Source organism: Streptomyces chrestomyceticus JCM 4735 (assembly GCF_003865135.1).
Lineage (GTDB): Bacteria > Actinomycetota > Actinomycetes > Streptomycetales > Streptomycetaceae > Streptomyces > Streptomyces chrestomyceticus.
In genome coordinates this window covers 4,464,218-4,486,830 of the sequence record NZ_BHZC01000001.1, presented here as the reverse complement: position 1 = coordinate 4,486,830, position 22,613 = coordinate 4,464,218, and the positions used below count along the sequence as shown (strand labels likewise).

Annotated in this window: 19 protein-coding genes and 1 riboswitch; of the genes, 8 read left to right on the top strand and 11 right to left on the bottom strand. The window is 74.2% G+C overall.

Annotation, left to right across the window (positions count from 1 at the left end; genetic code table 11):
- Positions 1-120 precede the first annotated feature (120 nt).
- The 4 genes from EJG53_RS19115 to EJG53_RS19100 all read left to right on the top strand — a co-directional run bounded on the left by EJG53_RS19115 (position 121) and on the right by EJG53_RS19100 (position 3,529).
- Positions 121-957, top strand: coding sequence for a helix-turn-helix domain-containing protein (locus EJG53_RS19115; protein ID WP_125045864.1), 837 nt, complete (start codon positions 121-123; stop codon positions 955-957).
- An 82-nt stretch (positions 958-1,039) separates the two neighbouring features.
- Complete coding sequence (locus tag EJG53_RS19110; RefSeq protein ID WP_125045863.1) at positions 1,040-1,510, top strand: cupin domain-containing protein; 471 nt, start codon at positions 1,040-1,042, stop codon at positions 1,508-1,510.
- The gene (locus tag EJG53_RS19105; RefSeq protein ID WP_125045862.1) at positions 1,507-2,226 is read left to right on the top strand and encodes an SGNH/GDSL hydrolase family protein; all 720 of its coding nucleotides are present in this window, start codon (positions 1,507-1,509) and stop codon (positions 2,224-2,226) included. The genes EJG53_RS19110 and EJG53_RS19105 overlap by 4 nt, the downstream gene beginning before the upstream one ends.
- Positions 2,227-2,890: 664 nt before the next feature.
- Entirely contained in the window at positions 2,891-3,529 is a 639-nt protein-coding gene (locus tag EJG53_RS19100) for an HD domain-containing protein (protein ID WP_125045861.1), read from the top strand.
- Positions 3,530-3,556: 27 nt separating this feature from the next.
- On the opposite strand, the gene EJG53_RS19095 is transcribed toward EJG53_RS19100, so the two are convergent.
- The 3 genes from EJG53_RS19095 to EJG53_RS19085 all read right to left on the bottom strand — a co-directional run bounded on the left by EJG53_RS19095 (position 3,557) and on the right by EJG53_RS19085 (position 8,554).
- Complete coding sequence (locus EJG53_RS19095) at positions 3,557-4,651, bottom strand: ATP-binding protein (RefSeq protein WP_125045860.1); 1,095 nt, start codon at positions 4,649-4,651, stop codon at positions 3,557-3,559.
- Between the two features lie 203 nt (positions 4,652-4,854).
- Positions 4,855-7,266 carry a LuxR C-terminal-related transcriptional regulator gene (locus EJG53_RS19090; protein ID WP_167515135.1) on the bottom strand — a complete coding sequence of 804 codons (2,412 nt, stop codon included), beginning with the start codon at positions 7,264-7,266 and terminating at the stop codon, positions 4,855-4,857.
- Between the two features lie 265 nt (positions 7,267-7,531).
- Entirely contained in the window at positions 7,532-8,554 is a 1,023-nt protein-coding gene (locus EJG53_RS19085; protein ID WP_125045858.1) for a LacI family DNA-binding transcriptional regulator, read from the bottom strand.
- A gap of 525 nt (positions 8,555-9,079) precedes the next feature.
- Between EJG53_RS19085 and EJG53_RS19080 the strand changes: the two genes are divergently transcribed.
- A complete protein-coding gene (locus EJG53_RS19080) occupies positions 9,080-10,075 on the top strand; it encodes a carbon-nitrogen hydrolase (protein WP_125045857.1) in 996 nt (331 codons plus the stop codon).
- Positions 10,076-10,157: 82 nt separating this feature from the next.
- On the opposite strand, the gene alaS is transcribed toward EJG53_RS19080, so the two are convergent.
- From alaS to EJG53_RS19065, 3 genes are all read right to left on the bottom strand, one after another.
- Positions 10,158-12,809, bottom strand: coding sequence for an alanine--tRNA ligase (gene alaS / locus EJG53_RS19075; protein ID WP_125045856.1), 2,652 nt, complete (start codon positions 12,807-12,809; stop codon positions 10,158-10,160).
- A 57-nt stretch (positions 12,810-12,866) separates the two neighbouring features.
- Positions 12,867-13,952: a tRNA (adenosine(37)-N6)-threonylcarbamoyltransferase complex transferase subunit TsaD gene (gene tsaD / locus EJG53_RS19070; protein WP_032928290.1), complete on the bottom strand. Its 1,086-nt coding sequence runs from the start codon at positions 13,950-13,952 to the stop codon at positions 12,867-12,869.
- A gap of 277 nt (positions 13,953-14,229) precedes the next feature.
- Positions 14,230-14,826 carry a histidine phosphatase family protein gene (locus tag EJG53_RS19065; protein WP_125045855.1) on the bottom strand — a complete coding sequence of 199 codons (597 nt, stop codon included), beginning with the start codon at positions 14,824-14,826 and terminating at the stop codon, positions 14,230-14,232.
- A 148-nt stretch (positions 14,827-14,974) separates the two neighbouring features.
- Positions 14,975-15,060: riboswitch (cobalamin riboswitch) on the top strand.
- A 53-nt stretch (positions 15,061-15,113) separates the two neighbouring features.
- On the opposite strand from EJG53_RS19065, the gene EJG53_RS19060 reads away from it, so the two are divergent.
- Together EJG53_RS19060 and EJG53_RS19055 are read left to right on the top strand one after the other, a co-directional pair.
- Positions 15,114-15,332 carry a CbtB domain-containing protein gene (locus tag EJG53_RS19060; RefSeq protein ID WP_125045854.1) on the top strand — a complete coding sequence of 73 codons (219 nt, stop codon included), beginning with the start codon at positions 15,114-15,116 and terminating at the stop codon, positions 15,330-15,332.
- Positions 15,333-15,348: 16 nt separating this feature from the next.
- Positions 15,349-16,110: a CbtA family protein gene (locus EJG53_RS19055; protein ID WP_125045853.1), complete on the top strand. Its 762-nt coding sequence runs from the start codon at positions 15,349-15,351 to the stop codon at positions 16,108-16,110.
- A gap of 227 nt (positions 16,111-16,337) precedes the next feature.
- Here EJG53_RS19055 and EJG53_RS19050 read toward each other — a convergent pair whose 3' ends face one another.
- Positions 16,338-16,940, bottom strand: coding sequence for a CAP domain-containing protein (locus EJG53_RS19050; protein WP_167515134.1), 603 nt, complete (start codon positions 16,938-16,940; stop codon positions 16,338-16,340).
- A 390-nt stretch (positions 16,941-17,330) separates the two neighbouring features.
- On the opposite strand from EJG53_RS19050, the gene guaD reads away from it, so the two are divergent.
- Entirely contained in the window at positions 17,331-18,689 is a 1,359-nt protein-coding gene (gene guaD / locus EJG53_RS19045; protein ID WP_125045851.1) for a guanine deaminase, read from the top strand.
- On the opposite strand, the gene EJG53_RS19040 is transcribed toward guaD, so the two are convergent.
- The 4 genes from EJG53_RS19040 to EJG53_RS19025 all read right to left on the bottom strand — a co-directional run bounded on the left by EJG53_RS19040 (position 18,644) and on the right by EJG53_RS19025 (position 22,606).
- Positions 18,644-20,059 carry a hypothetical protein gene (locus tag EJG53_RS19040; RefSeq protein ID WP_244955217.1) on the bottom strand — a complete coding sequence of 472 codons (1,416 nt, stop codon included), beginning with the start codon at positions 20,057-20,059 and terminating at the stop codon, positions 18,644-18,646. The two genes, guaD and EJG53_RS19040, sit on opposite strands and share 46 nt — an antisense overlap.
- Positions 20,056-20,922 (bottom strand): ABC transporter ATP-binding protein, encoded by an 867-nt coding sequence (locus EJG53_RS19035; RefSeq protein ID WP_244955216.1) that lies wholly within the window; start codon positions 20,920-20,922, stop codon positions 20,056-20,058. The genes EJG53_RS19040 and EJG53_RS19035 overlap by 4 nt, the downstream gene beginning before the upstream one ends.
- Positions 20,919-21,869, bottom strand: a complete 951-nt coding sequence (locus EJG53_RS19030; RefSeq protein WP_244955215.1) for a zf-HC2 domain-containing protein — start codon at positions 21,867-21,869, stop codon at positions 20,919-20,921. Before EJG53_RS19030 ends, EJG53_RS19035 begins: the two co-directional genes overlap by 4 nt.
- Before the next feature lie 95 nt (positions 21,870-21,964).
- Positions 21,965-22,606 (bottom strand): RNA polymerase sigma factor, encoded by a 642-nt coding sequence (locus tag EJG53_RS19025; RefSeq protein WP_125045849.1) that lies wholly within the window; start codon positions 22,604-22,606, stop codon positions 21,965-21,967.
- Between the last annotated feature and the right edge of the window lie 7 nt (positions 22,607-22,613).

Sequence of the window (22,613 nt, the reverse complement as noted above, 5' to 3'; positions counted from 1 at the left end):
CAACGGACATGTGGCGCTGCGTGACGGGGTCGGTAAGAACCGCGTCAGCGGCCGCAAGCGGCGGTGATCAGTCCTTGGATGGTGATCTTCCTGGGCCGGTCGGCTCGTACACTGACGAAAATGGAGGACCACACGGCCACGGGGGTCGGTGCACGTCCGGCGCCCCTCTTGCGGCAGTACGTCGACTCGTATGTCGGCTTCGACCTCCGCGGACTCCCGACGGGGGTGCACTGCGGCCCGCCGAGCCGCGCGCTCACCGCGGTGATCAGCCTGTCAGATCCCTTGGAGGTGGCGGCGGGCGTTGACGACGGGTCGCCGGTCACCCGATTCGGCAGCGTGGCCGGCGGTCTGATGTGCCGGTCCGTCGCGATTCACCACGACGGACGCCAGCAAGGCGTTCAGGTATCGCTGACTCCGCTCGGGGCCCGGGCCATCTACGGCATGCCCGCCGCCGAGCTCGCCCACCGACTGGTCCCACTTGACGAGCTTCTCGGAGCGCTTGCCGTCGAACTGGTCGACCGGCTCCGATCGGCGACAACATGGGCGACGCGGTTCACCGCGCTGGACGAATTGCTCCTCCGGGCTGTCGGCCGTGGCGCCTGCGGCGAACCTGTGCGCTGGGTGCGCCCCGAGGTGGCCGAGGCATGGCGCCGCCTCGTCGCCGCGCGGGGTTGCGTCCAGGTCGGTGCGGTCGCCGCGGAACTCGGCTGGAGCCGTCGGTACCTCACCGAGCGGTTTCACGGTGAGGTGGGCCTGTCACCGAAGACCTTCGCCCGAGTCTTGCGCTTCGAGCACGCGCACGAACTGGCGTCGGCGCAGGACCCGCTCCCGTGGGGTGATGTGGCAACCGTCTCCGGCTACGCCGACCAGGCCCATCTCGTCCGGGACTGGCGCGAGTTCACGGGCCGGTCGCCGACGGCCTGGCGTCGCAGCGAGGTCCTCCTCGGAGCCGGGTAGCCGCCAACCGTCTGCCCGTCCCGTCGGCTTCTCTTCCCTTTTCTTCAAGACCGCCCGATCGCTGTCGTGGACGATCGTCGGCATGAGACTCGTCAACCACGAACGCAATGCCATGGACCTGCGGACCACCCCCGTGCACCTCGGACTGGGATCGAGCGCGAAACCCGTCGAGGGCTTCGCCTGGGACCCGGAGGTGCTCCAGGCCTACAGCGCCGCGGTCGCGGCAGACGGCGCCGAGGGCCGGATGGTGATGATCTTCGACGGCGACGGGCTCGGCGACCATTGGGAGAGCCACCCTGCAGGCGACGAACTGGTCGTTTGCCTCAGCGGGTCCGTGACGGTCACCCGCGACGTGGACGGGGTGCCCGACCGCGTGCTGCTCGGGCCGGGCGAGGCCACCATCAACCCGGCCGGGGTATGGCACGTGGTCGACATGGAGGGGCCGACGTCCATCCTGGCCATCACTGCGACCCTCGGCACCGACCACCGTCCTCGGACCGACACCCGCCCGACCGAACGCGTCGGCACGCCCAGCCCGGACGAAGCGCCGTGACGACACGCATCGCGTGCCTCGGCGACAGCCTCACCCGCGCGCAGTTCAGCGTCGACTACCTGGATCTTCTCGGACGACGCCACCCTCCCGGTGACGTGCGGCTCGCCCGATTCGGCGCCAACGGCGACTTCGCCTACGACCTCTTGCAGCGCCTCGATGCCGTCGTCACGAACCCACCCGATGTGATCACCGTGTTGATCGGGACCAACGACGCCCGAGCGAGCCTTGCCGGCTACCCCGTCGAGCAGGCCATGAGGCGCAAACAGCTCCCCGATCGGCCGTCGGCAGGCTGGTTCCAACAGTGCCTGGGAGCCGTCGTCGCACGGCTGCGAGCGGAGACCGACGCGACGATCGGTCTGCTGTCCCTACCGGTACTCGGCCAACAACTCGACGGAGCAGCGGCACAGGCATCGCAGGCGTACAGCCGGATGATTGCCGAGGTCGCCGCCACCGAGGAGGTGGCCTACCTTCCGCTCCACGAACGCCAGATCGAGGAACTGCGCCAAGCGGACCCGCCGCCGATTTCATACCGGGAGGTGACGCCCGCAGCGGGCCTCGGCGTCCTCGTCCAGCACGCAGTGCTGCGCCGCAGCCTCGACACGATCTCGCGGCGGCGAGGTCTCGTTCTCACGACCGACCACATCCACCAGAACAGCCGCGGCGCCACCCTCATCGCCGAGGTCATCCACGCCGGCCTGCCGGCCCAGAGCGCGTAGCCGGTTCCGGCGCCGGCCAGTCGGGTGCCGTCTACCGCGCGGAGGTGGCATCCGATCCAGGCGGTCAACGCCTACGACATCCGGCTCGTCCGGGCGGTCAACGCCTACGACATCCGGCTCGTCCGGCTGCGCGACCACCGCGAGGGCACCTGGGTCCGGTCCCGTGGCGGCCGCTGTCGTCGACCGCGACCCGAGACCCGGGACAGAAGCGCCGGCTACGGGCGCAGGGTGCAGCCCCGACCCGCCGTTGCCGAGTGCCAGCAGGCGCCTTCCGTTCTGGCCCTGTTCTCGTATAGCTACGACCAGGTGGCGTGTAGCACTGCCTGATGCTCAGGGCGGCGGTGAGAGATGCCGCAGTGAATACCGAATTTACTGCGGCAGAGCCCCTACGGTGACCACCGCGACCTTCGGCGGACCAATCCAGCCGCCCGGGCGAGGTGTACGCATGTACGCCACCGGCCGAGGAGGCCGTCGGGGTGTACGGCGCGTGTCCGGATGTGTGGGCCTCCTGTCCGTACGGCCATGGCGCCGGGTGCGCCGGCGGGCGAAGGTGGAAGCCGACCGAGAGGCCGCAAGCCCTGGGCCGAGAGGCCGGAAGCCGTGGGCCGGAACCTGCGGGTCGAGGGGCCGGAGCCCTGGGACCGAGATGAAGGAGGAGGACATCGTGAGCGAGGTGATCGCCGATGTGCGGATCCCGGACAGCGCCCTGGCGCGGGAGGCGACCGAGCTGGTGCGCGAGGCCGCGTCGCCGCTGCTGTTCGACCACTCCCGCCGGGTGTTCCTGTTCGGGGCGCTGCGCGGACGGGAGCAGAAGCTGGAGTTCGACCCGGAACTGCTCTACGTGGGAGCGATGTTCCACGATCTCGGGCTGACCGAGCGGTACCGCCGCACCGACCAGCGCTTCGAGATCGACGGTGCCGACGAGGCCCGCGCCTTCCTGCACCGGCACGGCATCACCGGCGAACCGGCCGACCGCGTCTGGACGGCGATCGCCCTGCACACCACGCCGGAGATCCCGCTGCACATGGCCCCCGAGGTGGCCCTGGTCACCCGGGGCGTGGAACTGGACGTCCTCGGCATCGGCTACGACGCCGTATCCGACGAGCAGCGGGCCGCCGTGGTCGCGGCGCACCCGAGGCCCGACCTCAAGAACCGCATCCTGGCCGCCTTCACCGACGGCATCAAGGACCGGCCCGACACCACCTTCGGGAACGTGAAGGCCGATGTCCTCGACCACTTCGTCCCCGGGTTCGAGCGCGGCGACTTCGTGGAGGTGATCCTGGGGTCCGACTGGCCGGAGTGACGGGAGGGAGGAGGCTGTGTGCGGGCGTCACGCGCGGCTGAGGGACCACGCCAGGCAGCGCCGCAGCAACTCCCGTTCCTCGCCCAGGTCCACCAGCCACTGTCTGCCGTAAGCGCGGGCGCCCCGGGGCATGTGGAAGGGCGCGTCGGGCGCCGCCCGTGTGCCCGGCGGCGCTGCCTCCCGCAGGATCAGCGACTGCCGTTCGAGCTCCCCGAAGGCGACGGCCAGGGATTCGGGCGGCAGCCGCTCGTCCCCGCACACCACGTCGGCGTCGGACGCCGTGAAGGCCGACGGGAAGACGCTGCACCGGGCCCACAGCAGCCGTTCCAGCGGCGTGCAGAGCTGGAGGCTCCAGCCCAGCGAACCGCGCAGGGTGCGCTGCCGTTCGGGCCGGCCGGGGAGCGGGACGGGCAGGTCGAGGACGTACTCCGGCCGGGACAGACAGGACAGCAGGTCCGCCGCGGTCCGCCGGGCCAACTGCGCCGCCGCGATGTGTACGGCGAGCGGCAGCCCGTCCAGGAGGCGGCAGATCTCGCGGGCGGCTTCCGAGCCGATGTCCTCGGCGCCGTACTCCCGGGCCCGCGTCCGGAACAGGGCGGTGGCCGCGCCGAGCGGGAGCGGGCGCAGCGGGAACGTTCCGTCCGGCGCGTGCGGTGCGCTGCGGCGGCTGGTGGCCAGGATGTGGAGGCCGGGGCACGCCGTCACCAGCCGCGCGAAGATCTCGGCGCAGGGGCCGGCGAGCCGTTCGCAGGTGTCCACGACGAGCAGTACGGGGCGGGTGCCCACCGCCCGTACCAGGTCGTCGAGTTGCGGGCGGCCGTGGGCGACGTCGAGCCGGAGGGCCCGCGCGAGGTGGTGCGGCACCGGGGCGGGGTCGTCCAGCTCGGCCAGGTCGCCGAAGCCGACGGTGTCCCACCGGTCGCCCGCCATGCGGTGGGCGACCTCGGCGGCCAGGGCGCTCTTGCCCACGCCGCCGGGCCCGGTCACCGTGACCAGGCGCGTGGCCCGCAGCAGCGCTTCGAGCGCGTCGGCCACGGCGTCCCGGCCGGACAGTCCGGAGGGGCCGGGCAGCCCATAGGGGCCAGTTGGTCCGGCCGGCCGGGGGTGCCGGGACTTCGGCATGGGGTCGTGCCTCCGTGGTGGGGTCCGGCGTACGGCGGTACGCGAGGGACCGTAAGCCTGAAACGGCCGGAACCGTCCGGGCATCGGTAGACGCACGGAATCGGTATACCTAGGTGCGGCGCGCACCCGACGTTCCGCGCCGTTCCACGCTCCCGGTCCCCGCCGCGCGCCCCACACCCTCCTCGCGCGCCCCTTCGCACCCGTCAGCCCTCCCCGCCCGCCCCCGGCGCCCCCTCCTCCCGCAGCAGCGCCGTGATCTGGGCCCGCGACGCGTAGCCGAGTTTGCCGAGGATGTGTTCGACGTGGGCGTCGACGGTGCGTTTGGAGATGACGAGGCGTTCGGCGATCCGGCGGTTGGACAGACCGGCGGCCACCAGGCCCGCGACCTCGCGTTCGCGCCGGGTCAGGGCGGCGGAGGCGGGGGCGGTGCGGGCCGGGAGGGCGCGGCGGCCCGTGCCGGAGGCGGGCCGGTCGTCCTCGGCGGCGTACCGGACGGCCTGGGCGAGCGTCAGCGACGCGCCTTCCGCGGCCAGCGCGGCGAACCGCCGGGCGCCCAGGGCGGTACGGGCCTGCCGCTCGTACGCGTCGTGCAGGGTCTGCAACTGCGCGTTCCCGACCATCGGGTGCGGCCCGACCCGCCGCCACAGCGCGGCGGTGGCCCCGAACAGCCGGGCCGCCCGCCGGGCCCGGCCCTCGTCGGCCGCGAGCCAGGCGAGCAGTTCCGTCGCCGACGCGACGCCCAGTACGTCCTCCAGGCTGCCCTTGAGGAGAACGGCGCGGCGCAGCGCGTCCGCCGCCTCGGCGGGCGCGCCGAGCATCAGGTGCGCGAGGCCGCAGGTGGAGAGCTGGGAGCCGTGGACGTAGCACTCCGTACTGTCCTGGTCGATGTGACCGTTCTGGTCGCCTTTACCGCCTTTACCGCCTTCACCGCCTTGATCGACTGGCTCCGTACCGTCCTCGCCGAGCAGTTCCAGGGTCGTGCGCGCGGTGTCGAGCGTCGCTGCGGGCTGCCCGGCCAGGAGATGCGCGAAGCTCAGGTGCAGGGCGGCGATCCGGCGGCCCGTTCGGTCTCCTGCCTGGTGCATCAGGGTGCCGGCGGCCCGGACGAGTACGGGCCCGTGGGACGGTCCGCCGTCGTGGAAGCGGGTCGCGGAGGCGGCGAGCGCGGCCCATGCGGAGGCGCGGGTGTCCCGCAGGCGGTCCGCCGTGGCGACCGCTTCGTCGGCGAGGGCCGACGCGCCGGCCCGGTCGCCCTGGTTGCCGGTGAACATCGAGCACCAGGCGAGCGTCATCACCCGGTCCTGCGACGGCTCCCGCCGCTCCCGCAGGGCTCTGGTCATCCAGGTGGTGGCTTCGGCGGGCTGCCCGGCGCAGAGCCAGTAGGCCCACATGACGGCGGTCAGTTCCTGCAACCCGGCGTCGGCGGAGGCGTATTCGATGGCGGCGTACAGGTTCTGGCGTTCGCGCGCCAGCGCGCGGTAGCGGGCGAGCTGCGCGGGAGTGGCGAATTCGGCTACGAAGTCGACCAGTTGTGCACGGTAGTGAGCGACGAATCGGCGCCTGCACGCCTCACGCCCCTCGCGCTCCCGCAGCCGCTCGGCCCCGTATTCGCGCAGGAGGGCGGGCAGTCGGTAGCGGTCGCGCCGTTCGTCCAGACGCTGCACGACCGACTTCTCGGTGAGCCCGACCAGAGCCGTCAGGAGGACGGGCGCGGGCAGTTCCGCGTCCCGGGCCACCGCGTCGGCGGCGGTCAGGCCGAAGGGGCCGGCGAAGACGGACAGCCGCGCCCACAGCAGCCGTTCGGCGGGTGTGCACAGCTCGTGGCTCCAGTCCACGGCCGCCCGCAGCGTCCGGTGCCGCGCCGGACTCGTCGACCGGCCGGGCCCGAGTAGCGCCAACGTGTCACCGGCCTGCGCCGGGAGCCGGTCGAGCGGCAGGGCCCGCAGGCGTACGGCGGCCAGCTCGATGGCCAGGGGCAGGCCGTCCAGGCGGTGGCAGAGCGCGGCGGCCTGCGCGCGGTTGGCGTCGGTCAGGGCGAAGCCGGGCGCGACGGCGGCCGCCCGCTGGACGAGCAGGGTCAGCGCGTCGCCGTCCCCCGCGGCGTCGGGCGCCGGGAGGGGCAGGGGCGGTAGGGGCAGGACGTGTTCGCCGGGTATGTCCAGGGCTTGGCGGCTGGTGGCCAGGACCGTCAGGCCGTGGGACCGCGCCAGCAGCGGTCCGGTCAGCGCGGCGCAGGCGTCGAGCAGGTGCTCGCAGGTGTCCAGGACCAGCAGCAGTTCGCACTCGGCCAGGTACGCGGCGAGCGCGTCCAGGGGGGGGCGGGACGCCTGCACGGCCACGCCGAGCGCGTCGGCGACGGCCTGTGGCAGCAGGCGGGGGTCCCGGAGGTCCGACAGTTCGACGCAGCGGGCGCCGTGCGCGTAGTTTCCGGCCGCCTGTGCGGCGGCCCGCAGCGCCAGCCGGGTTTTGCCCACTCCGCCGGGGCCCAGCACGGTCACCAGTCGGGCCCGCTCCAGCAGAGCGCTCAGAGCGGCCAGTTCGGGCTCGCGTCCGATGAAGCTCGTGACGTCGGCGGGCAGTTTGCCGCCGGGTGGCCGGGCGGAGCTGAACGCCATGTGCATCACCGTCCATGCGGGGAGGCTCAAGGTAGCGGCGACTTCGCGGCAGGGGCCGAGGTGCCGCGACGGGGTCACGATCCGCCGGATGCCGGCGGAACGCGATCGCGGCGTGTCCGTAATGTGCCCGGGGCCGACCGGTCCGGATCGGTCGGGGCGCTGTGTGGTGGCGGGAGGTGGTGGGCGGCAGGAGGTGGTGGCGGTGGCGGGCGGCGGGACAAGTGGTGTGCGCGGCGGACGTGCCACCCGGCCCTTACGGCGACCCTTACTGCGGCCCTTCCGTCGCCGCCCCCGAGTGGCTGGACGCCCGTACCCGGAGGGACCAGCCGTGATGGCGTACGGTCCGTGGCCCGGCGCGGCCGGCCAGGATGTCGCAGAGCAGGGCGGCGCAGGCCCGCCCGTACGCGTCCGGACGCAGGTCGATCGCCGTCACGGGCGGCGCGCAGGCGCGCAGGGCCGGGCCGTCCACGCAGGAGGCGACGAGGAGGTCCCGCCCGGCCGTACGGCCGAGTCCGGAGGTGGCGCGCAGGACTCCGGCGGCGGCTCCGTCGGGCGCGCAGACCACCGCGTCGACGGCGGGTACGGCCGCGAGCAGGTCCACGGTGGCCTGCGCGGCCTCGTCGGGGGTGGCGGCGAACGGCACGGTCCGTACGGTGACGGGCAGTTCGTGCGTACGGCTCCAGGCGTCCGCCGTCTCGCGCAGCGCGGTGGCCCACGCGGAGGTGCCGGCGGGCGCGAGCAGCGCCGGGCGGCGGGCGCCGGACGCGCGCACATGGTCCAGCAGCGCGGTCAGCGAGGCGGCGTTGTCGCAGACCACGGCACCGGCGGGGGTGGCGCCCGTACCGAGGTAGCGCTCACCCGTGACGACGGGTACGCCCGCGTCGAGCAGGCCGGCCACATCCGTGTCGGTCGCCTCCGGGTCGATCACGAGCAGGCCGTCCACGCGGGAGGCGAGCCGCCCTGCCGCCTCGCCTCCCGGGGCCAGCAGCACCACGTCCAGGCCGTCCTCCTGGGCGCGGGTCACCGCCCCGAAGGCGAGGGTCATGTAGTAGTCCAGCCGGGTCGCGGTACGGGGCAGGTGCAGGCCGATCGCCCCGGTACTGGCCCGGCGCAGCCGCTGGGCGGCGCTGTTGGGCCGGTAGCCCAGCCGGTCAGCGGTGTCCCTGACCCGGCGACGGGTCTCCTCGGCCACCCGGCCGGACCCTTGGAGCGCATCGGAAACGGTGCTCTTGGAGACCCCGGCGGCCCGCGCCACATCGAGCAGGGTCACGGTGCGGCGGCTGGTCACGGGGCGCAAGTCTAGACCTACGGGGGCGGGCCGTCCGGGGTGCGGGGCGCGTCGTGCGGGGCGATGGGACGGGGGTGTCGCGTCGTTACGGGGCGGTTCGTTGATACGGGGGCGGGGCGTCGGTACGGCTGTGACTCGTTGATGCGGGGACGTTGCGTCGCTACGCCAATGACTCGTTGGTACGGGTGCGTAGCGTCGGCGCGGTGGCGACCCGTCGATACGGGGCCGGTTCGTCGTTACGGGGCGGTCGCGTCGTTACGGTCACGGTTCGTCGTTACGGGGCGGGCTCGTCGCCACGGTGACGGCTCGTCGCTACGGAACCGACCCGTCGCTACGGGGCAGGCCGACCCGTTCCCGTCCCACACATCGGCCACCCCTTGCCGGAACGTTCCGGCGCTCGTACATTGCTCTCTGCCGGAACGTTCCGGCACGCGGCAGCGCCCGCCTCCACGGCCCGCCGTATCCGTCCCGTTCCGCCCCGCATCCACCCACACCCCCGCGACCTCCCGCGCCCCAGGAGCCCCCATGCGTGTGATCACGGCCCTCACCCCGCCCGCCTCACCGGCCCGTACCCGGCCTGCCGACCGTGCCCCGCTGCGCGTCGCGCTCGTGCAGGAGCGCTGGCACCGCGACCCCGCCGAGCACCGTGCCGCCCTGCACGAGGGCATCCGGCTGGCCGCGGCGGAGGGCGCGCGCGTCGTCTGCCTCCAGGAGCTGACGCTCTCGCCGTACTTCGCGGTGGTCCGCAAGGCCGACCACCCCGAGCCCGCCGAGCCGGAGGACCTGCGCACCGGGCCCACGGTCACCTTCGCCGCCGAGGCCGCCCGTGCCCACGGCGTGTACGTGCACGCCTCGCTGTACGAGCGGGCCGACCCCGAACCGGGCCCGGACGGCACGGTGACGCCCGACGGCCTCGGCTACAACACGGCCGTCCTGGTCGCCCCGGACGGCACCCTCGTGGCCCGTACGCGCAAGACCCACATCCCCGTCACCGAGGGCTACTACGAGCACCACTGGTTCCGCCCGGGCCCGGCCGGTGCCGACGCCTTTCCGACCTATGCCGTGGAGAACGCCGTCCTCGGCCTGCCCACCTGCTGGGACCAGTGGTTCCCCGAGCTGGCCCGCGCCTACTCGCTGGCCGGCGCGGACGTGCTGGTCTACCCGACGGCCATCGGCTCCGAGCCGGGCCACCCCGGCTTCGACACCCAGCCGCTGTGGCAGAAGGTGATCACCGGCAATGCCGTCGCCAACGCCACCTTCATGATCGTGCCGAACCGTATCGGCACCGAGGGCCCGCTGACGTTCTACGGCAGCTCTTTCGTCGTCGACCCGTACGGCCGTGTCCTGGCCCAGGCGCCCCGCGACGAACCCGCCGTCCTGGTGGCCGACCTCGACCTGGACGCCCGCCGCGACTGGCTGGAGCTGTTCCCGTTCCTCGCCACCCGCCGCCCGGACGCCTACGGCCCGCTGACGGCCGCAGCCACGGCCACGGCCACGGCGACGGCGACGGCGACGGACTGACCGTTCTCCCCCGAGAACAGCGGCGGGCGGCCCCTCCAGGAGCCACCCGCCGCAACACCTCTCGCCTACTCCTGCTCTACCCCTACTCCCCGAGCAGCCCCGCCAACGCGCCCAGCGTCTGCGGCAGTTGGTCGGCGGCCAGGCCGCCGCCCTGGGCGAGTTCGGGGGAGCCGCCGCCCCGCCCGTTCAGCAGGCGCTTGACCAGGTCCGACGCCGAACCCCCGGCGTCCTTGCCGGCCTTGTTCAGGGCGACCACCAGAGCTGCCTTCCCGTCCGTGGCCGAACCGACGGCCACGGCGGCGGGCTGCCCCGCCGGCATCCGGTCCCGTACGGCCATGGCCAGCGCGCGGGCCGCGTCGGCGCCGCCGTCCGCGGTGGCGGTGACCACCAGGAAACCGGCGGCCCGTACGGCGGAGCCGGCCAGCTCCGCCGCGCGCGCCACGGTGGCCTGCTGCCGCAGCCGCTGGTTCTCCCGGTCGCTCGCCTTCAGGCGCTCCAGCAGCCCGGCCACCCGGTCGGACAGTTCGGCGCGCGGCGCCTGGATCTGTTCGGCGATCTGGCTGACCAGGTCGCGTTCGCGGGCGAGGTAGCCGAAGCCCTCGATGCCGACGGACGCCTCCAGGCGGCGCATGCCGGCGCCGACGGACGACTCCGCGGTCAGGGCGACGACCCCGACCTGCGAGGCGTGCGAGACGTGCGTACCGCCGCACAGCTCGCGCGACCAGGCGCCGCCGATCTCGACGACCCGTACCTTCTCGCCGTACGTCTCGTCGAAGAGCGCGAGCGCGCCCAGTTCCTTGGCCTCCGGGAGCGTCATCCACTTCACGCCCACCGGCAGGTCGCGGCGGAGCGCCCGGTTGGCGGCCTCCTCGACCTCGCTGCGGGTGGTGGCGGAGAGGCCGCCGCGCCACGGGAAGTCCAGGCGCAGGTAGCCGGGGCGGTTGTACGAGCCGGACTGCAGGGCCGTCGGGCCGAGGATCTCGCGCAGCGCGGCGTGCAGGACGTGCGTACCCGAGTGGGCCTGGCGGGCGCCGAGCCGCCACTCGGGGTCGACGGCCGCGTGCAGCGCGTCGCCCGGGGCGAGTTCGCCGGCGGTGATCCGGACCTGGTGGGCGACCAGGCCGGGCACCGGCCGCTGCACGTCCAGCACCTCGGCCTCGACGGAGGTGCCGGACAGCCGGCCGGCGTCGCTGTCCTGGCCGCCGGACTCGGCGTAGAACGGGGTCCGGTCGAGGACCACGGTGACGATCTCGCCCTCACGGGCCACCGGCACCGGGCCCTGGGCGCCGAGCAGGGCCAGCACCTTGGAGTCGGTCTCCAGGGTGTCCCAGGCGCGCCAGTCGGTGGGCCCGTGCTCGTCCAGGACCGTGCGCAGCGCGGAGGTGTCCACCGTGCCGCCGGACTTGCGGGCACGGGCGTCGGCGCGGGCCCGTTCGCGCTGCTCCCGCATCAGCGCGGCGAAGCCCTCGCGGTCCACCTCGACGCCCTGTTCGGCGGCCATCTCCAGGGTGAGGTCGATGGGGAAGCCGTACGTGTCGTGGAGGAGGAACGCCTGCTTGCCGGGCAGCGAACGGCCGCCCTCGACCTTGACCTTGGTGACGGCGGTGTCCAGGACGGCGGTGCCCTGGCGCAGCGTCGCGCGGAAGGCGTCCTCCTCGCCGGCCGCCTGGCCGGCGATCCGCTCGTAGGACTCGGCGACCTCCGGGTAGCTGGGCGCCATGCAGTCGCGGGCGACCGGCAGGAGTTCCGGCAGGGCCCGGTCCTCGTAGCCGAGCTGACGCATGGAGCGGACGGCGCGGCGCAGGATGCGGCGCAGCACGTAACCGCGGCCCTCGTTGCCGGGGGTGGTGCCGTCGGCGAGCAGCATCAGGGCCGTGCGGACGTGGTCGGCGACCACGCGCAGCCGTACGTCGTACTGCTCGTCGTCGCCGTAGCGGACTCCGGCGAGGGCGGCGGCGCGGTCCAGGATGGGGCGGGTCTCGTCGATCTCGTAGAGGTTGTCGACGCCCTGGAGGAGGGTGGCCATCCGCTCCAGGCCCATGCCGGTGTCGATGTTCCGGCGGGGGAGTTCGCCGAGGATCGGGTAGCCGGACTTGCCGGTGCCCTCGCCGCGCTCGTACTGCATGAAGACGAGGTTCCAGAACTCCATGTACCGGTCCTCGTCGACCTCCGGGCCGCCCGCCCGCCCGAACTTGGGCCCCCGGTCGTAGTACAGCTCCGAGCAGGGGCCGCACGGGCCCGGCACGCCCATCGACCAGAAGTTGTCCTCGTCGCCGCGCGAGACGATGCGCTCCTCCGGAAGCCCGGAGATCTCCCGCCAGAGGGTGCGCGCCTCGTCGTCGGAGTGGTGCACGGTGACCCAGATCCGCTCGGGGTCCAGGCCGTACCCGCCGTCGTCGACGGACTTGGTGGACAGCTCCCAGGCGAACCGGATGGCGTCTTCCTTGAAGTAGTCGCCGAACGAGAAGTTGCCGTTCATCTGGAAGAACGAGCCGTGCCGGGTGGTCTTGCCGACCTCTTCGATGTCCAGGGTCCGCACGCACTTCTGCACGCTGGTCGCCCGCGGCCAGGGCGCCGCCGCCTCACCGGTCAGGTACGGCTTGAAGGGCACCATGCCCGCGTTGACGAACAGCAGGGTCGGGTCCGGCGTCGGCAGCGGCGCGCTGGGGACGACGGTGTGGCCGCGCTCGGCGAAGAAGTCGAGGAAGCGGGCGCGGATCTCGGCGGTACGCAAAGGGGACTCCGGGGCGGTCGGTGGCGGAAGGGTGCGGGGCGGTCGGCCGGCGGGCCGTCAGGCTGCGGTCGCCGCCGCGGCCCGCGCCGCCCTGGCGACGGGGTGCAGGGCCGCGTACTCCAGCGGCGCCGACGGGTCGATCGAGAGGTCCAGCGGGGCCGGTGCGGCGCCCGCCCGTACGAGCAGGTCGCCGACGGCGGCGATCATCGCGCCGTTGTCCGTGCACAGCCGCAGGGGCGGTACGCGCAGGGTGATGCCCGCCTTCTGGCAGCGCTCCTCGGCGAGGGACCGGACGCGCGAGTTGGCGGCGACGCCGCCCACCACCACCAGGGTGCCCACACCGTGCTCCTTGCAGGCCGCGACGGCCTTGCGGGTCAGTACGTCGGCCACGGCCTCCTGGAGGGAGGCCGCACCGTCCGCCACGGGCAGCTCCTGGCCGGTGTGCCGTTCGGCCCAGCGCGCGGCGGCCGTCTTGAGGCCGGAGAAGGAGAAGCCGTACGGGTCGTCACGCGGCCCGGTCAGCGGCCGCGGGAACGCGACGGCCTTCGGGTCGCCCTCGCGCGCGGCCCGGTCGATCGCGGGGCCGCCCGGGTACGGCAGGCCGAAGACCCGCGCGACCTTGTCAAAGCACTCCCCGGCGGCGTCGTCGAGGGTGTCGCCCAGGTGCACGATCGGATCACGCGCCAGGTCCCGTACGAGGAGGAGGGAGGTGTGCCCGCCGGAGACGATCAGCACCATGCAGGGATTCGGCAGCGGGCCGTGCTCCAGGGTGTCGGCGGCGACGTGCCCGGCGAGGTGGTGCACCCCGTACAGCGGCACGCCCAGCCCGTACGCCAGGCCCTTGGCGCCGGCCAGGCCGACCTGGAGGGCGCCGGACAGGCCGGGGCCGGTGGTCACGGCCACCGCGCCGATGTCGGCCATGGTCAGGCCCGCCTCGTCGAGGGCGCGGTGCACGACGGGGGTGAGGGAGTGCACGTGCGCGCGGGCCGCGATCTCCGGGACGACGCCGCCGTAGCGCGCGTGCTCGTCCATGCTGGACGCCACCGCGTGCCCGAGCAGCTTCCCGTCGCGGACCAGGCCCGCGCCGGTCTCGTCGCAGGAGGACTCGATCCCCAGCACCACTGGAGAGCCTGGAGATGCCACCGCACCGCTCCTTCGTACCCGTTCCGTACCCGGCTCCGTCGCCGCCTCGGGGCACCTGAGCCGCCTTGTTGCAAGTCATGTGCAACAACCCGTCTCCGACCAGGATACGGCGGCGCGTACCGGGCCGGGCGGGGGCGCGGGCGGCCCGGGTGGGGCAGCGCGCGGTCCGGGCGAAGCCGCACGTGGCCTGAATCGGGGGCCGACGCCGCTCCGGTCGGGACCGGCGCCTCTCCGATGCCGCCCGGGAAGGGCCGCTGGACGGTGTCCGCGCAGGCGGTCACGGCCTCTCGGGAGCCGCCGGCCCGCCGAGTTCCCCCGCCACCCGGGCGTTCCACCGGCCGTCCCGCCCGCTCAGCGCCGTCACGGTCAGCGGCGGTACGTCCACCCGCCAGAAGGACGAGGGCGGGGCCCCCAGCGCACACACCACGCACGCACGTACGACGTCCGGTTCCACTACGGCCACGACCCGGCCGCCCTCCGCCGCGAGGCCCGCCAGCCAGTCCGCCACCCGGCCGAGGAACTGCGCCGACGTCTCGCCGCCGTGCGGCGCGCTGTCCGCGTCGGACAGCCAGGCCGAGACTGCCTCGGGCTCGGCGGCCAGCACGTCCTCCAGGGCCAGCCCCCGCCAGCGGCCCATCGCGCGGCCCGCCGCCCCCGGAGCCGGTTCCGCGCGCAGGCCGAGCGCCTCGGCCGTCTCCCGGCAGCGCGCGGAAGGTGAGGTCAGGGCCCGGTCGGCGGGCAGAGCGGCGGCAGCGGGGCGGGCGGCGCGGGCCCTGCGCAGGCCGTCCGGTGTCAGAGGTTCGTCGGCCGGGAAGCGCACCGCGCCCAGAGCGTCGTCGAAGGACGGTGAGACCAACATCACCCGGGTTGTCATGAGCACCTCTTTCGACGCGGATAACTACGGGCGCACCAGGGGAACGTCCCGGCGTACGCCCGCCGCCGTGCGCCCCCGGCGCCTCCCGCGGGGCCTTGGCCCGGCCGCCGCCACGCGGTACGTTCCCGATGCTATTGACGATGACATGACGGAAGCCGGTGGAATTCCGGCGCGGTCGCGCCACTGTGAACCCGCACCGGGCCCGTACGGGGCCGACGGGCGAGCCAGACCCGTCCTGTCGTCACGACTCCCCGACCGGGACGCGAGTTCCCCAGGAGGTTCCCGACATGGCCCACTCCGTCGCACCGCCGGCCACCGGCCGCGCCGCACCCGCCCCCCTCCCCGTCCGGACGGTCCTGCCGTGGGCGGTCTTCGGCGGCATCCTCATGCTCGTCCTGCTCTACTTCGTCGGTGCCGAGCAGGGCGCCACCGCGCTGCTCTCCGGCACCGGCGTGCACGAGTGGGTCCACGACGGACGCCACCTGCTCGGCTTCCCCTGCCACTGACCGGGGGCGCCCGCACATGAACTCCGCCACCGTCAGATCCCTCCTGGTGCGCGGCATGCTGGCCGGCCTCGCCGCCGGCCTGCTCGCCCTGCTCGTCGCCTACCTGCTCGGCGAACCGCAGGTCGACGCCGCCATCGCCTTCGAGGACGCGCACGCCCACGAACACGGGGCCGAGGTCGTCAGCCGCGCGGTGCAGTCCACCGCCGGCCTGGCCACCGGCGTCCTGGTCTACGGCGTCGCCCTGGGCGGGATCGCCGCCCTGGCCTACTGTTTCGCCCTCGGGCGCGTCGGCCGCTTCGGCCCCCGCGCCACCGCCCTGCTGCTCTCCGGCGCCGCCTTCGGCGCGGTCTACCTCGTACCGTTCCTGAAGTACCCGGCCAACCCGCCGTCCGTCGGCGACCCCGACTCCATCGGCACCCGCACCGCGCTGTACTTCCTGATGATCGCCCTCAGCGTGCTGCTGGCCGTCGCCGCCGTCGTCCTCGGCAAGCGGCTCGCACCCCGCCTGGGCACCTGGTACGCGACGGTCGCCGCCCTGGCCGCCTTCGCCGCGGCCGTCGGCCTCGCCTACGCGTTCCTCCCGGCCGTCAACGAACTCCCCGCCGACTTCCCGGCCCTGCTGCTCTGGAAGTTCCGCCTCTCCGCACTCGGCGTGCAGCTCACCCTGTGGACCGTCTTCGGCCTGCTCTTCGGCGAACTGGCCGAACGGGCCGTGGAGGTACGGGCAGATGCTGCTCCGCGAGGGGCGGACGGGGGAGTGGTGCCGTCGGCGCGGTGAGGTTGAGCGCTGTCGGCGCATTGATCCGGAGCGCTGTCGCCGCCCTGATCCGAGGCGCTGTCGTGGCGCGGCTCCGGAACGCGGGCAGGTGCCGCGCTCCGGAGCCGTGTGCGTCGGGTGGCGTACGCCTGGCCGGGGTGGGGTGGCATATACCTGGCCGGGACGGGTGGCATACGCATGGCCGGGACGGGTGGCATACGCCTGGCCGGACGGCGGGTGACGTCGCCTCAGGAAGGACGGGCCAGCAGCAGCGTCCACCAAGGGCCGCGATCGCCCGTACCGCTGTTGATCCCCACCCCCGCGTGCCGGAACGCGCAGTCGGCCAGCACCACCCGGTGCTCCGGACTGTGCGCCCACGCCCGCACCACCTCCGCGGCGTCACGCTGCCCGCGCGCGATGTTCTCGCCCGCACGGCGCCAGTCGTATCCGACGGCCGAGAGCCGGCTGCCGGGCCCCGATCCGCCGCGTTCCCGGTGCGAGAGCGAGTCCTCCCGGGCCATGTGGTCACTGTGCCGCTGAGCGGCCTCGGTGACCGTACGGTGCGCCCGTACGGAACGGCAGCCGGCCGCCATCCGTTCCCGGTTGACGAGCTGGATGACGGCCGCCCTGATCGCCGCGGCGTTACGGGGGGTGCGGGCGGAGCCCGGCGCCCGCAGCGTCTGTGCGGCCGGGGCGGCGTAGGGGGGCAGGGCCGGGTGTTCCAGCAGAGCCCCGTGGGACGCAAAGACGGTGTACGCGGTGTTCGGCAGCTCTTCCGGCTTCCCGTCCGGAGGCGTCGCGACGGCGGACCCGCCCACCGTCAGCCCCGCCAGGACCAGTACCGCCACCACCGCCCGCACCGCGTACCACCCGGTCCGCCGGCCCGCTCCGCGTCCCCGGCACCCGCGCGCCCCCGCCACCGCGCCCCGGCCCGCGAGCACATCCGTACTCCCGCCCGTGCTCCGGCCCTGACGTCCACCCGTGCCCCCACCCGTACTCCTGCCCGTACTCCCGCCCATTCGGCCCCTGTTCCTCGACTGTCAGCGGTGGTGGCGGCCGGTCGTCCCCCGGCCGTCACCCGGTCGGCGCCGTACCTGGCAGCCGGCCCGGTGACAGTCTTGCCGTCCGCGCGCCCGCGTCTGTCGTCCGCGGCCGATACCCGACCCGTTCGGCTGTACGGGCCGGCCGCCCGCTGACGTACGTCAGATCCATCCCCGCCCGAAAGCGGGTACCCGCCACCCATGACCACCAGCTCGCCCACCCCGGCCCCGGCCCCCACCCTTCCCACCCCTCCCTCCGCCGTCCGCGGTCCCCTCGTCCGCTTCCGCGCCGACCCCTTCCGCACCGGCACCGCGGAAGCCCTCGTCCACGACCCCGACGGGCTGCTGATCTGCGAGGCGGGCCGTATCACCGCCGCAGGCCCGTACGCGTCCCTCCGCGACCGGCTGCCGCCCGGCACCGAACCCGTCCACTACCCCGGCCACCTGATCACCGCCGGTTTCGTCGACGCCCACACGCACTACGTGCAGTTGGAGGCCGTCGCCCGCTTCGGCGCCCAGTTGCCCGACTGGCTCGGCCACACCTACGACACCGAGGAACGGTTCGCCGACGGCACCCACGCCCGCCGCGTCGCCGCCGCCTTCTGCGACGAACTGCTGCGCAACGGCACCACCACCGCCCTGGCCTTCGCCTCCGTGCACCCCGACTCGGCCGACGCCCTGTTCGAAGAGGCCACTCGGCGCGACCTGCGCATCGCCGCCGGCAAGGTCCTGATGGACCGCAACGCCCCCGACAGCCTGCTCGACACCGCCCAGCGCGCCTACGACGAATCCCTCGACCTGATCCAGCGCTGGCACGGCAAGGGCCGTAACCTCTACGCCGTCACTCCCCGCTTCGCCCCCACCAGCACCCCCGCCCAGCTCGAAGCCGCCCGCGCCCTACGCGCGGCCCATCCCGACACCCTCCTGCACACCCACATCTCCGAACACCGCGACGAGATCCCCTGGGTCCGCTCCCTCTTCCCCGACCGCGACGGCTACCTGGACGTCTACGACCACTACGGCCTGCTCGGCCCCCGCACCGTCCTCGCACACGGCATCCACCTCACCCCCTCCGAACGCGACCACTGCGCCCGTACCGGCACCGCCGTGGCCCACTGCCCGTCCTCGAACCTCTTCCTCGGCAGCGGCCTCTTCCCCCTCCGCGAGGCCAAGGAAGGCGACCACCCGCTCACCGTAGCCCTCGGCACTGACATCGGCGCCGGCACCAGCTTCTCCCTCCTCCAGACCATGCGCGACGCCCACCAGGTCGCCAAGCTGCGCGACCACGCCCTCGACGCCGTGCGGGCGTTCTACCTCGCCACCCGCGGCGGCGCGGAGGCCCTGGGCCTGGCCGACACGATCGGCTCCTTGACCCCGGGCCAGGAAGCCGACTTCACCGTCCTCGACCCCCGCGCCACCCCCCTCCTGGCCGACCGCACCGCCCGCGCCGAAACCATCGAGGACCTCCTCTTCGCCCTCGCCATCCTCGGCGACGACCGGGCCGTACGGGCCACCTACACGGGCGGTCGGATGGCGTACGAGCGGGACGCGGCGAGGTAGGTGAAGCAGGCGGCTGGACTCGGGCCCTTCACACCCGCCCTCCCCGGGTCACAACTGAGGAACCTTCCGCGCGTCGCAGCTCTCCACCGATCGGAAGTACCGGCCCAGCCAGGCACGCCGCCGGTCGTCGCCCATGGACGCGAGGTGCCGCAGGGCCCGGTCGCCGGCCTCGGCGGCGGCGACGGCCGCCTGGTCGCCCCCTTCCCGGGCGTACCGCGCCCAGGACGCCCGCCGGCGCTCGCTGAGCCCGTTCGACACCAGCCAGTCCCGTACGGCTTCGTCGACGCGCAGGAACGGGGCCGTACCGCCGCAGTCGCGGCGGCCCGCCAGCCCTGCCGCGGCCTCCCAGGCGAAACGTTCCGGGTCGGCCAGTCGCCCCCGTACGACACTCTGCCCCGGAGGAGCTGCGGCAGCTCGGCCTCGTCGCGGTGTGTCCCGCGCGGCAGGTCCTCGAAGCGGACCGGCGCGTCCGGCACGCCGGCCAGCCGGCCCGTGATGCCGGACAGAGCCCGGGACACCTGCGGCAGCAGGTCCTCTTCCAGGGCATTGACACACACCTGCGGCGACCCGCCGTCGCACACCTGGCGCCCGGCGGCCGGGTCCGGGCGCCACGCGCGTTCCCCCGCCTGCACGAGGACCACGGCGGCGCAGACCGCGGCGGTCAGCGGAAGCAGCGCGGCCCACCGCCCGCGCGCCCGGCGAGCGGCGTACGTCACGACCACCACCACCGCGAGCCCGCCCGTCCAACCGGCCATAGCCACCGGCTGCCACCAGGCGGGCAGCGCTTCACCGATACCTCCGTCGACGGCCGGACTGAGGAAGCGGGCCGCCGAGCCCCGGTCCAGAGAGAGGCTCAGTGCCAGGTAGGTGAGACCGGCCAGCACGGGCGCCGCAGGGCGCCACCGCACCCACCGCCCGACGGCCATAGCCACGGCGACCGTCGCGGCCAGGAACACCGCGTCCGCCACCACCGGCAGTACGAGGGGCCGCCCGGCCGACACGTAAGGTGCCGACGCCAGCAGCGCGCCGGCGGCGGCGAGCGCGTACCCGAGCACCACGGCGAGGACGACAGGCAGCGCGGCGACCACGAACTGCGCGAGCGCGCTCCTGGCGGCGGAGAGCCAGAGGTCGGCCGTACGGGAACGGCGCTCCCGACCGCCGTGCCAGCAGCCGATGGCGGCGGCGAGGGGGCCGCCGAGCAGGGTGGCCGCGGCGTGCAGTGCGAGCGACGTCTCACCCCAACTGCCCTGCCACCTGTCCGCCTTTACCGCCATCGCCGCCGCGAGGGTGAGGAAGACGGCGAGCCCGGCCCAGGGCGCGACGCTGCCGCGCGCTTCGGCGCGGAGGGGGTGCGGGGCAGGGGCGGTCATCGATTCGCTCCTCTGGGGGTGGCGGAGGAGGAGCCGACGGAGGCGGCGCGGTGATGACGGAGAACGGCCAGGTAGCCGCGCTCGACAGGACTGCCGCCCAGCCCGCCCGCCCGCGTCGCTCCCTCCGCCGCTGTCTTAACGGCTCCCTCCACCGCGAGCGACTCCGGCGTACCCCGGTAGACCACCCGCCCGCCTTCGAGGAGCGTGACCCCGGTGCACGCCACGGCCACGTCCTCCACCAGATGCGTGGAGACGATCACCGTCGCCTCCTTCCCCAACTCCCTGACCAGCTCCCGGAACGCGACCCGCTGCTCCGGGTCCAGCCCGGCGGTCGGCTCGTCGAGCAGCAGGACGTCCGGGTCGTTGACGATGGCCTGCGCGATGCCGGCCCGCCGTACCGTGCCGCCGGACAGCGTCTTCAGCTTCGCGTCGATACGGTCGGCCAGCCCGACCCGCGCCACCGCCCGTTCGACCGCCGCTCCGGCCGCACCGCCCGGCACCTGCTTCAGCCACGCCACGTACGCCACAAAGTCCCGCACGGTGAACCCCGGGTAGTACCCGAAGTCCTGCGGCAGGTACCCGATCCGGCGCCGGGTGGCCGTCAGCTCCGGGTGGCCCGACAGTTCGTGGCCCAGAAGGGTGACGCGGCCGGCGGCGGGCCGGGAGACGGTGGCCAGTACCCGTATCAGTGAGGTCTTTCCGGCCCCGTTCGGGCCGAGCAGCCCGTGCACTCCCGGGCCGAGGTCGAGGTCGATCCCGTCGAGGGCGACGGTCCGGCGGTGTCGGACGGTGAGCCCGGAGACGTGCACGGTGCCGGTCGTTGCGTTCTCCTGCGGCTGTATCTGTTTCTGTGTCGAGTTCACAGCTTCTCCAGCCGGTCGCGGCGTACGAGGACGAGCCCCGCGCCCAGGACGGCGGCCGCGGCCCAGGCACTTTGCGCCGCGCCCCCGGACAGGTAGCGGGCCAGTTGCTCCGCGAGCGCCGTCACCGGAAACGTCCCGGCGCCGCCACCGCCCCCGGGCTGCGCCGCGATCACCGGCAGCAGGACGGCGGACGCCCAGCCCGCCGCGACGACCCCGGCGGCCGTACGGCACCTGACGTACGAGCCGAGCGCGAGAGCGCCCAGCGTCAGCGCCAGTCCGGGCAGCAGCCAGGCCGGAGCGGCCGGGAGCCCGGGCGTACCCGGCAGGAGCGCGCTCACCGCCGTGAGCAGCGGCAGACTCACCCCGAGTACGGCCGCGCTCCTGGTCAGGAGCAGCCGCAGCCCGCCGGACGGTGACGCGGCGCCGATCTCGTACATCGGGTCGGCGCGCGGCCCGTACGAGAACGCCACCCCGGCCACCGGCAGTACGGGCGCGAGCGCCAGCAGCAGCGGCCGCGCACCGGCGAATCCGGCCCCGTACCCGAGTACGGCGGCGCCGGCGCACACCACCAGCAACGCGATCAGCCAGGAGCCGCGGAGAGCAGGCCCCGCGGACCAGAGCATCCGCACGAGACGATGGGGGAGCGGGGCGGAGGAGGGCCGAGGGCCCGCGCCTTCCGCGCCACCGGGCAGCAGCATCCCCCGTGCCTCGCCCAGCGGCGTCCCTCCCACCGCATCCAGCACTGTCCCCTGTACCTCGTCCAGCACTGTCCCCCGCACCTTCTCCAGCACCGACCCCCGTACGTTCTCCAGTACCGCCCCCGCAGGCACCGTGGCCCGGACCGCAGCCGACACTGTGGCCGCGCACCGGGAGCAGCCCTCCACATGCTTCTCCAGCGACCACGCCTCGGGCTCCGTAAGCGCCGCCTCGGCATACCGCGCCGCCACCGCCGCATCCACGTGCCACGGAGCGCGCGCGGAGACGGACCCCTCCGGGCCCCCCGGCCCTGTCGACCTCCCCCGCCTTCCGAACCATCCGCCCTTCACGCGAGCCCTCCCAACGAAACGTCGCTGCCGTGCAACTGAGCCAGCGCGGCGCGCAGTTCGCGCCGGGCGCGCATGGCGCGGGTCTTGACCGTGCCCTCCGGTATGCCGAGCAGGTGTGCGGTCTCGCGGGTGGTCAGGCCGTCGACCACCGTGGCGCGCAGTACGTCACGCAGTTCGGGCGAGATCCGGCGCAGGGCGGTGCCCACATCCCCGTACTCCAGACCGGCCAGGGCATGTTCTTCGGCGGACGGAGCGGGGGCCGGCGACTCCTGCCCGACGTGCACCACGCGCTCGGCGCGCGCGTGCGCCCGCTGCGCGTCCACCAGACGGCGCGCGGCGATCACCCACAGCCAGCCGCCGGACGTGCCCCCACGGTGCGGCCGACGGTACGAGTCCGCGGACCGCCACACCGTGACGAAGGTGTCCTGAAGCACCTCGCGCACGGTCTCCGGGTCCGCGCAGCGACGCGTCAGCCGCGCGTGCAGCCACCCCGCGTGCCGGTCGTAGTATGCGGCCAGCGCGGCCTGGTCACCGCGCGCGACGGCACGCAACAGCACGGCGTCGTCATCGCTGCTGCCGCTGTCGCTGCTGCCGACACCGTCGTCTCGGTCTGCCCCCACGGGGCGGAACAGTCTCACGCCCCTT

What these genes read in the sequence shown, in the direction of transcription:
- EJG53_RS19115 (WP_125045864.1), top strand. Translation starts at nt 121, where the DNA reads ATGGAGGACCACACGGCCACGGGGGTCGGTGCACGTCCGGCGCCCCTC.
- EJG53_RS19110 (WP_125045863.1), top strand. Translation starts at nt 1,040, where the DNA reads ATGAGACTCGTCAACCACGAACGCAATGCCATGGACCTGCGGACCACC.
- EJG53_RS19095 (WP_125045860.1), bottom strand. Translation starts at nt 4,651, where the DNA reads ATGCCGAAGTCCCGGCACCCCCGGCCGGCCGGACCAACTGGCCCCTAT.
- EJG53_RS19090 (WP_167515135.1), bottom strand. Translation starts at nt 7,266, where the DNA reads ATGGCGTTCAGCTCCGCCCGGCCACCCGGCGGCAAACTGCCCGCCGAC.
- EJG53_RS19080 (WP_125045857.1), top strand. Translation starts at nt 9,080, where the DNA reads ATGCGTGTGATCACGGCCCTCACCCCGCCCGCCTCACCGGCCCGTACC.
- EJG53_RS19065 (WP_125045855.1), bottom strand. Translation starts at nt 14,826, where the DNA reads ATGACAACCCGGGTGATGTTGGTCTCACCGTCCTTCGACGACGCTCTG.
- EJG53_RS19060 (WP_125045854.1), top strand. Translation starts at nt 15,114, where the DNA reads ATGGCCCACTCCGTCGCACCGCCGGCCACCGGCCGCGCCGCACCCGCC.
- EJG53_RS19055 (WP_125045853.1), top strand. Translation starts at nt 15,349, where the DNA reads ATGAACTCCGCCACCGTCAGATCCCTCCTGGTGCGCGGCATGCTGGCC.
- guaD (WP_125045851.1), top strand. Translation starts at nt 17,331, where the DNA reads ATGACCACCAGCTCGCCCACCCCGGCCCCGGCCCCCACCCTTCCCACC.
- EJG53_RS19040 (WP_244955217.1), bottom strand. Translation starts at nt 20,059, where the DNA reads ATGACCGCCCCTGCCCCGCACCCCCTCCGCGCCGAAGCGCGCGGCAGC.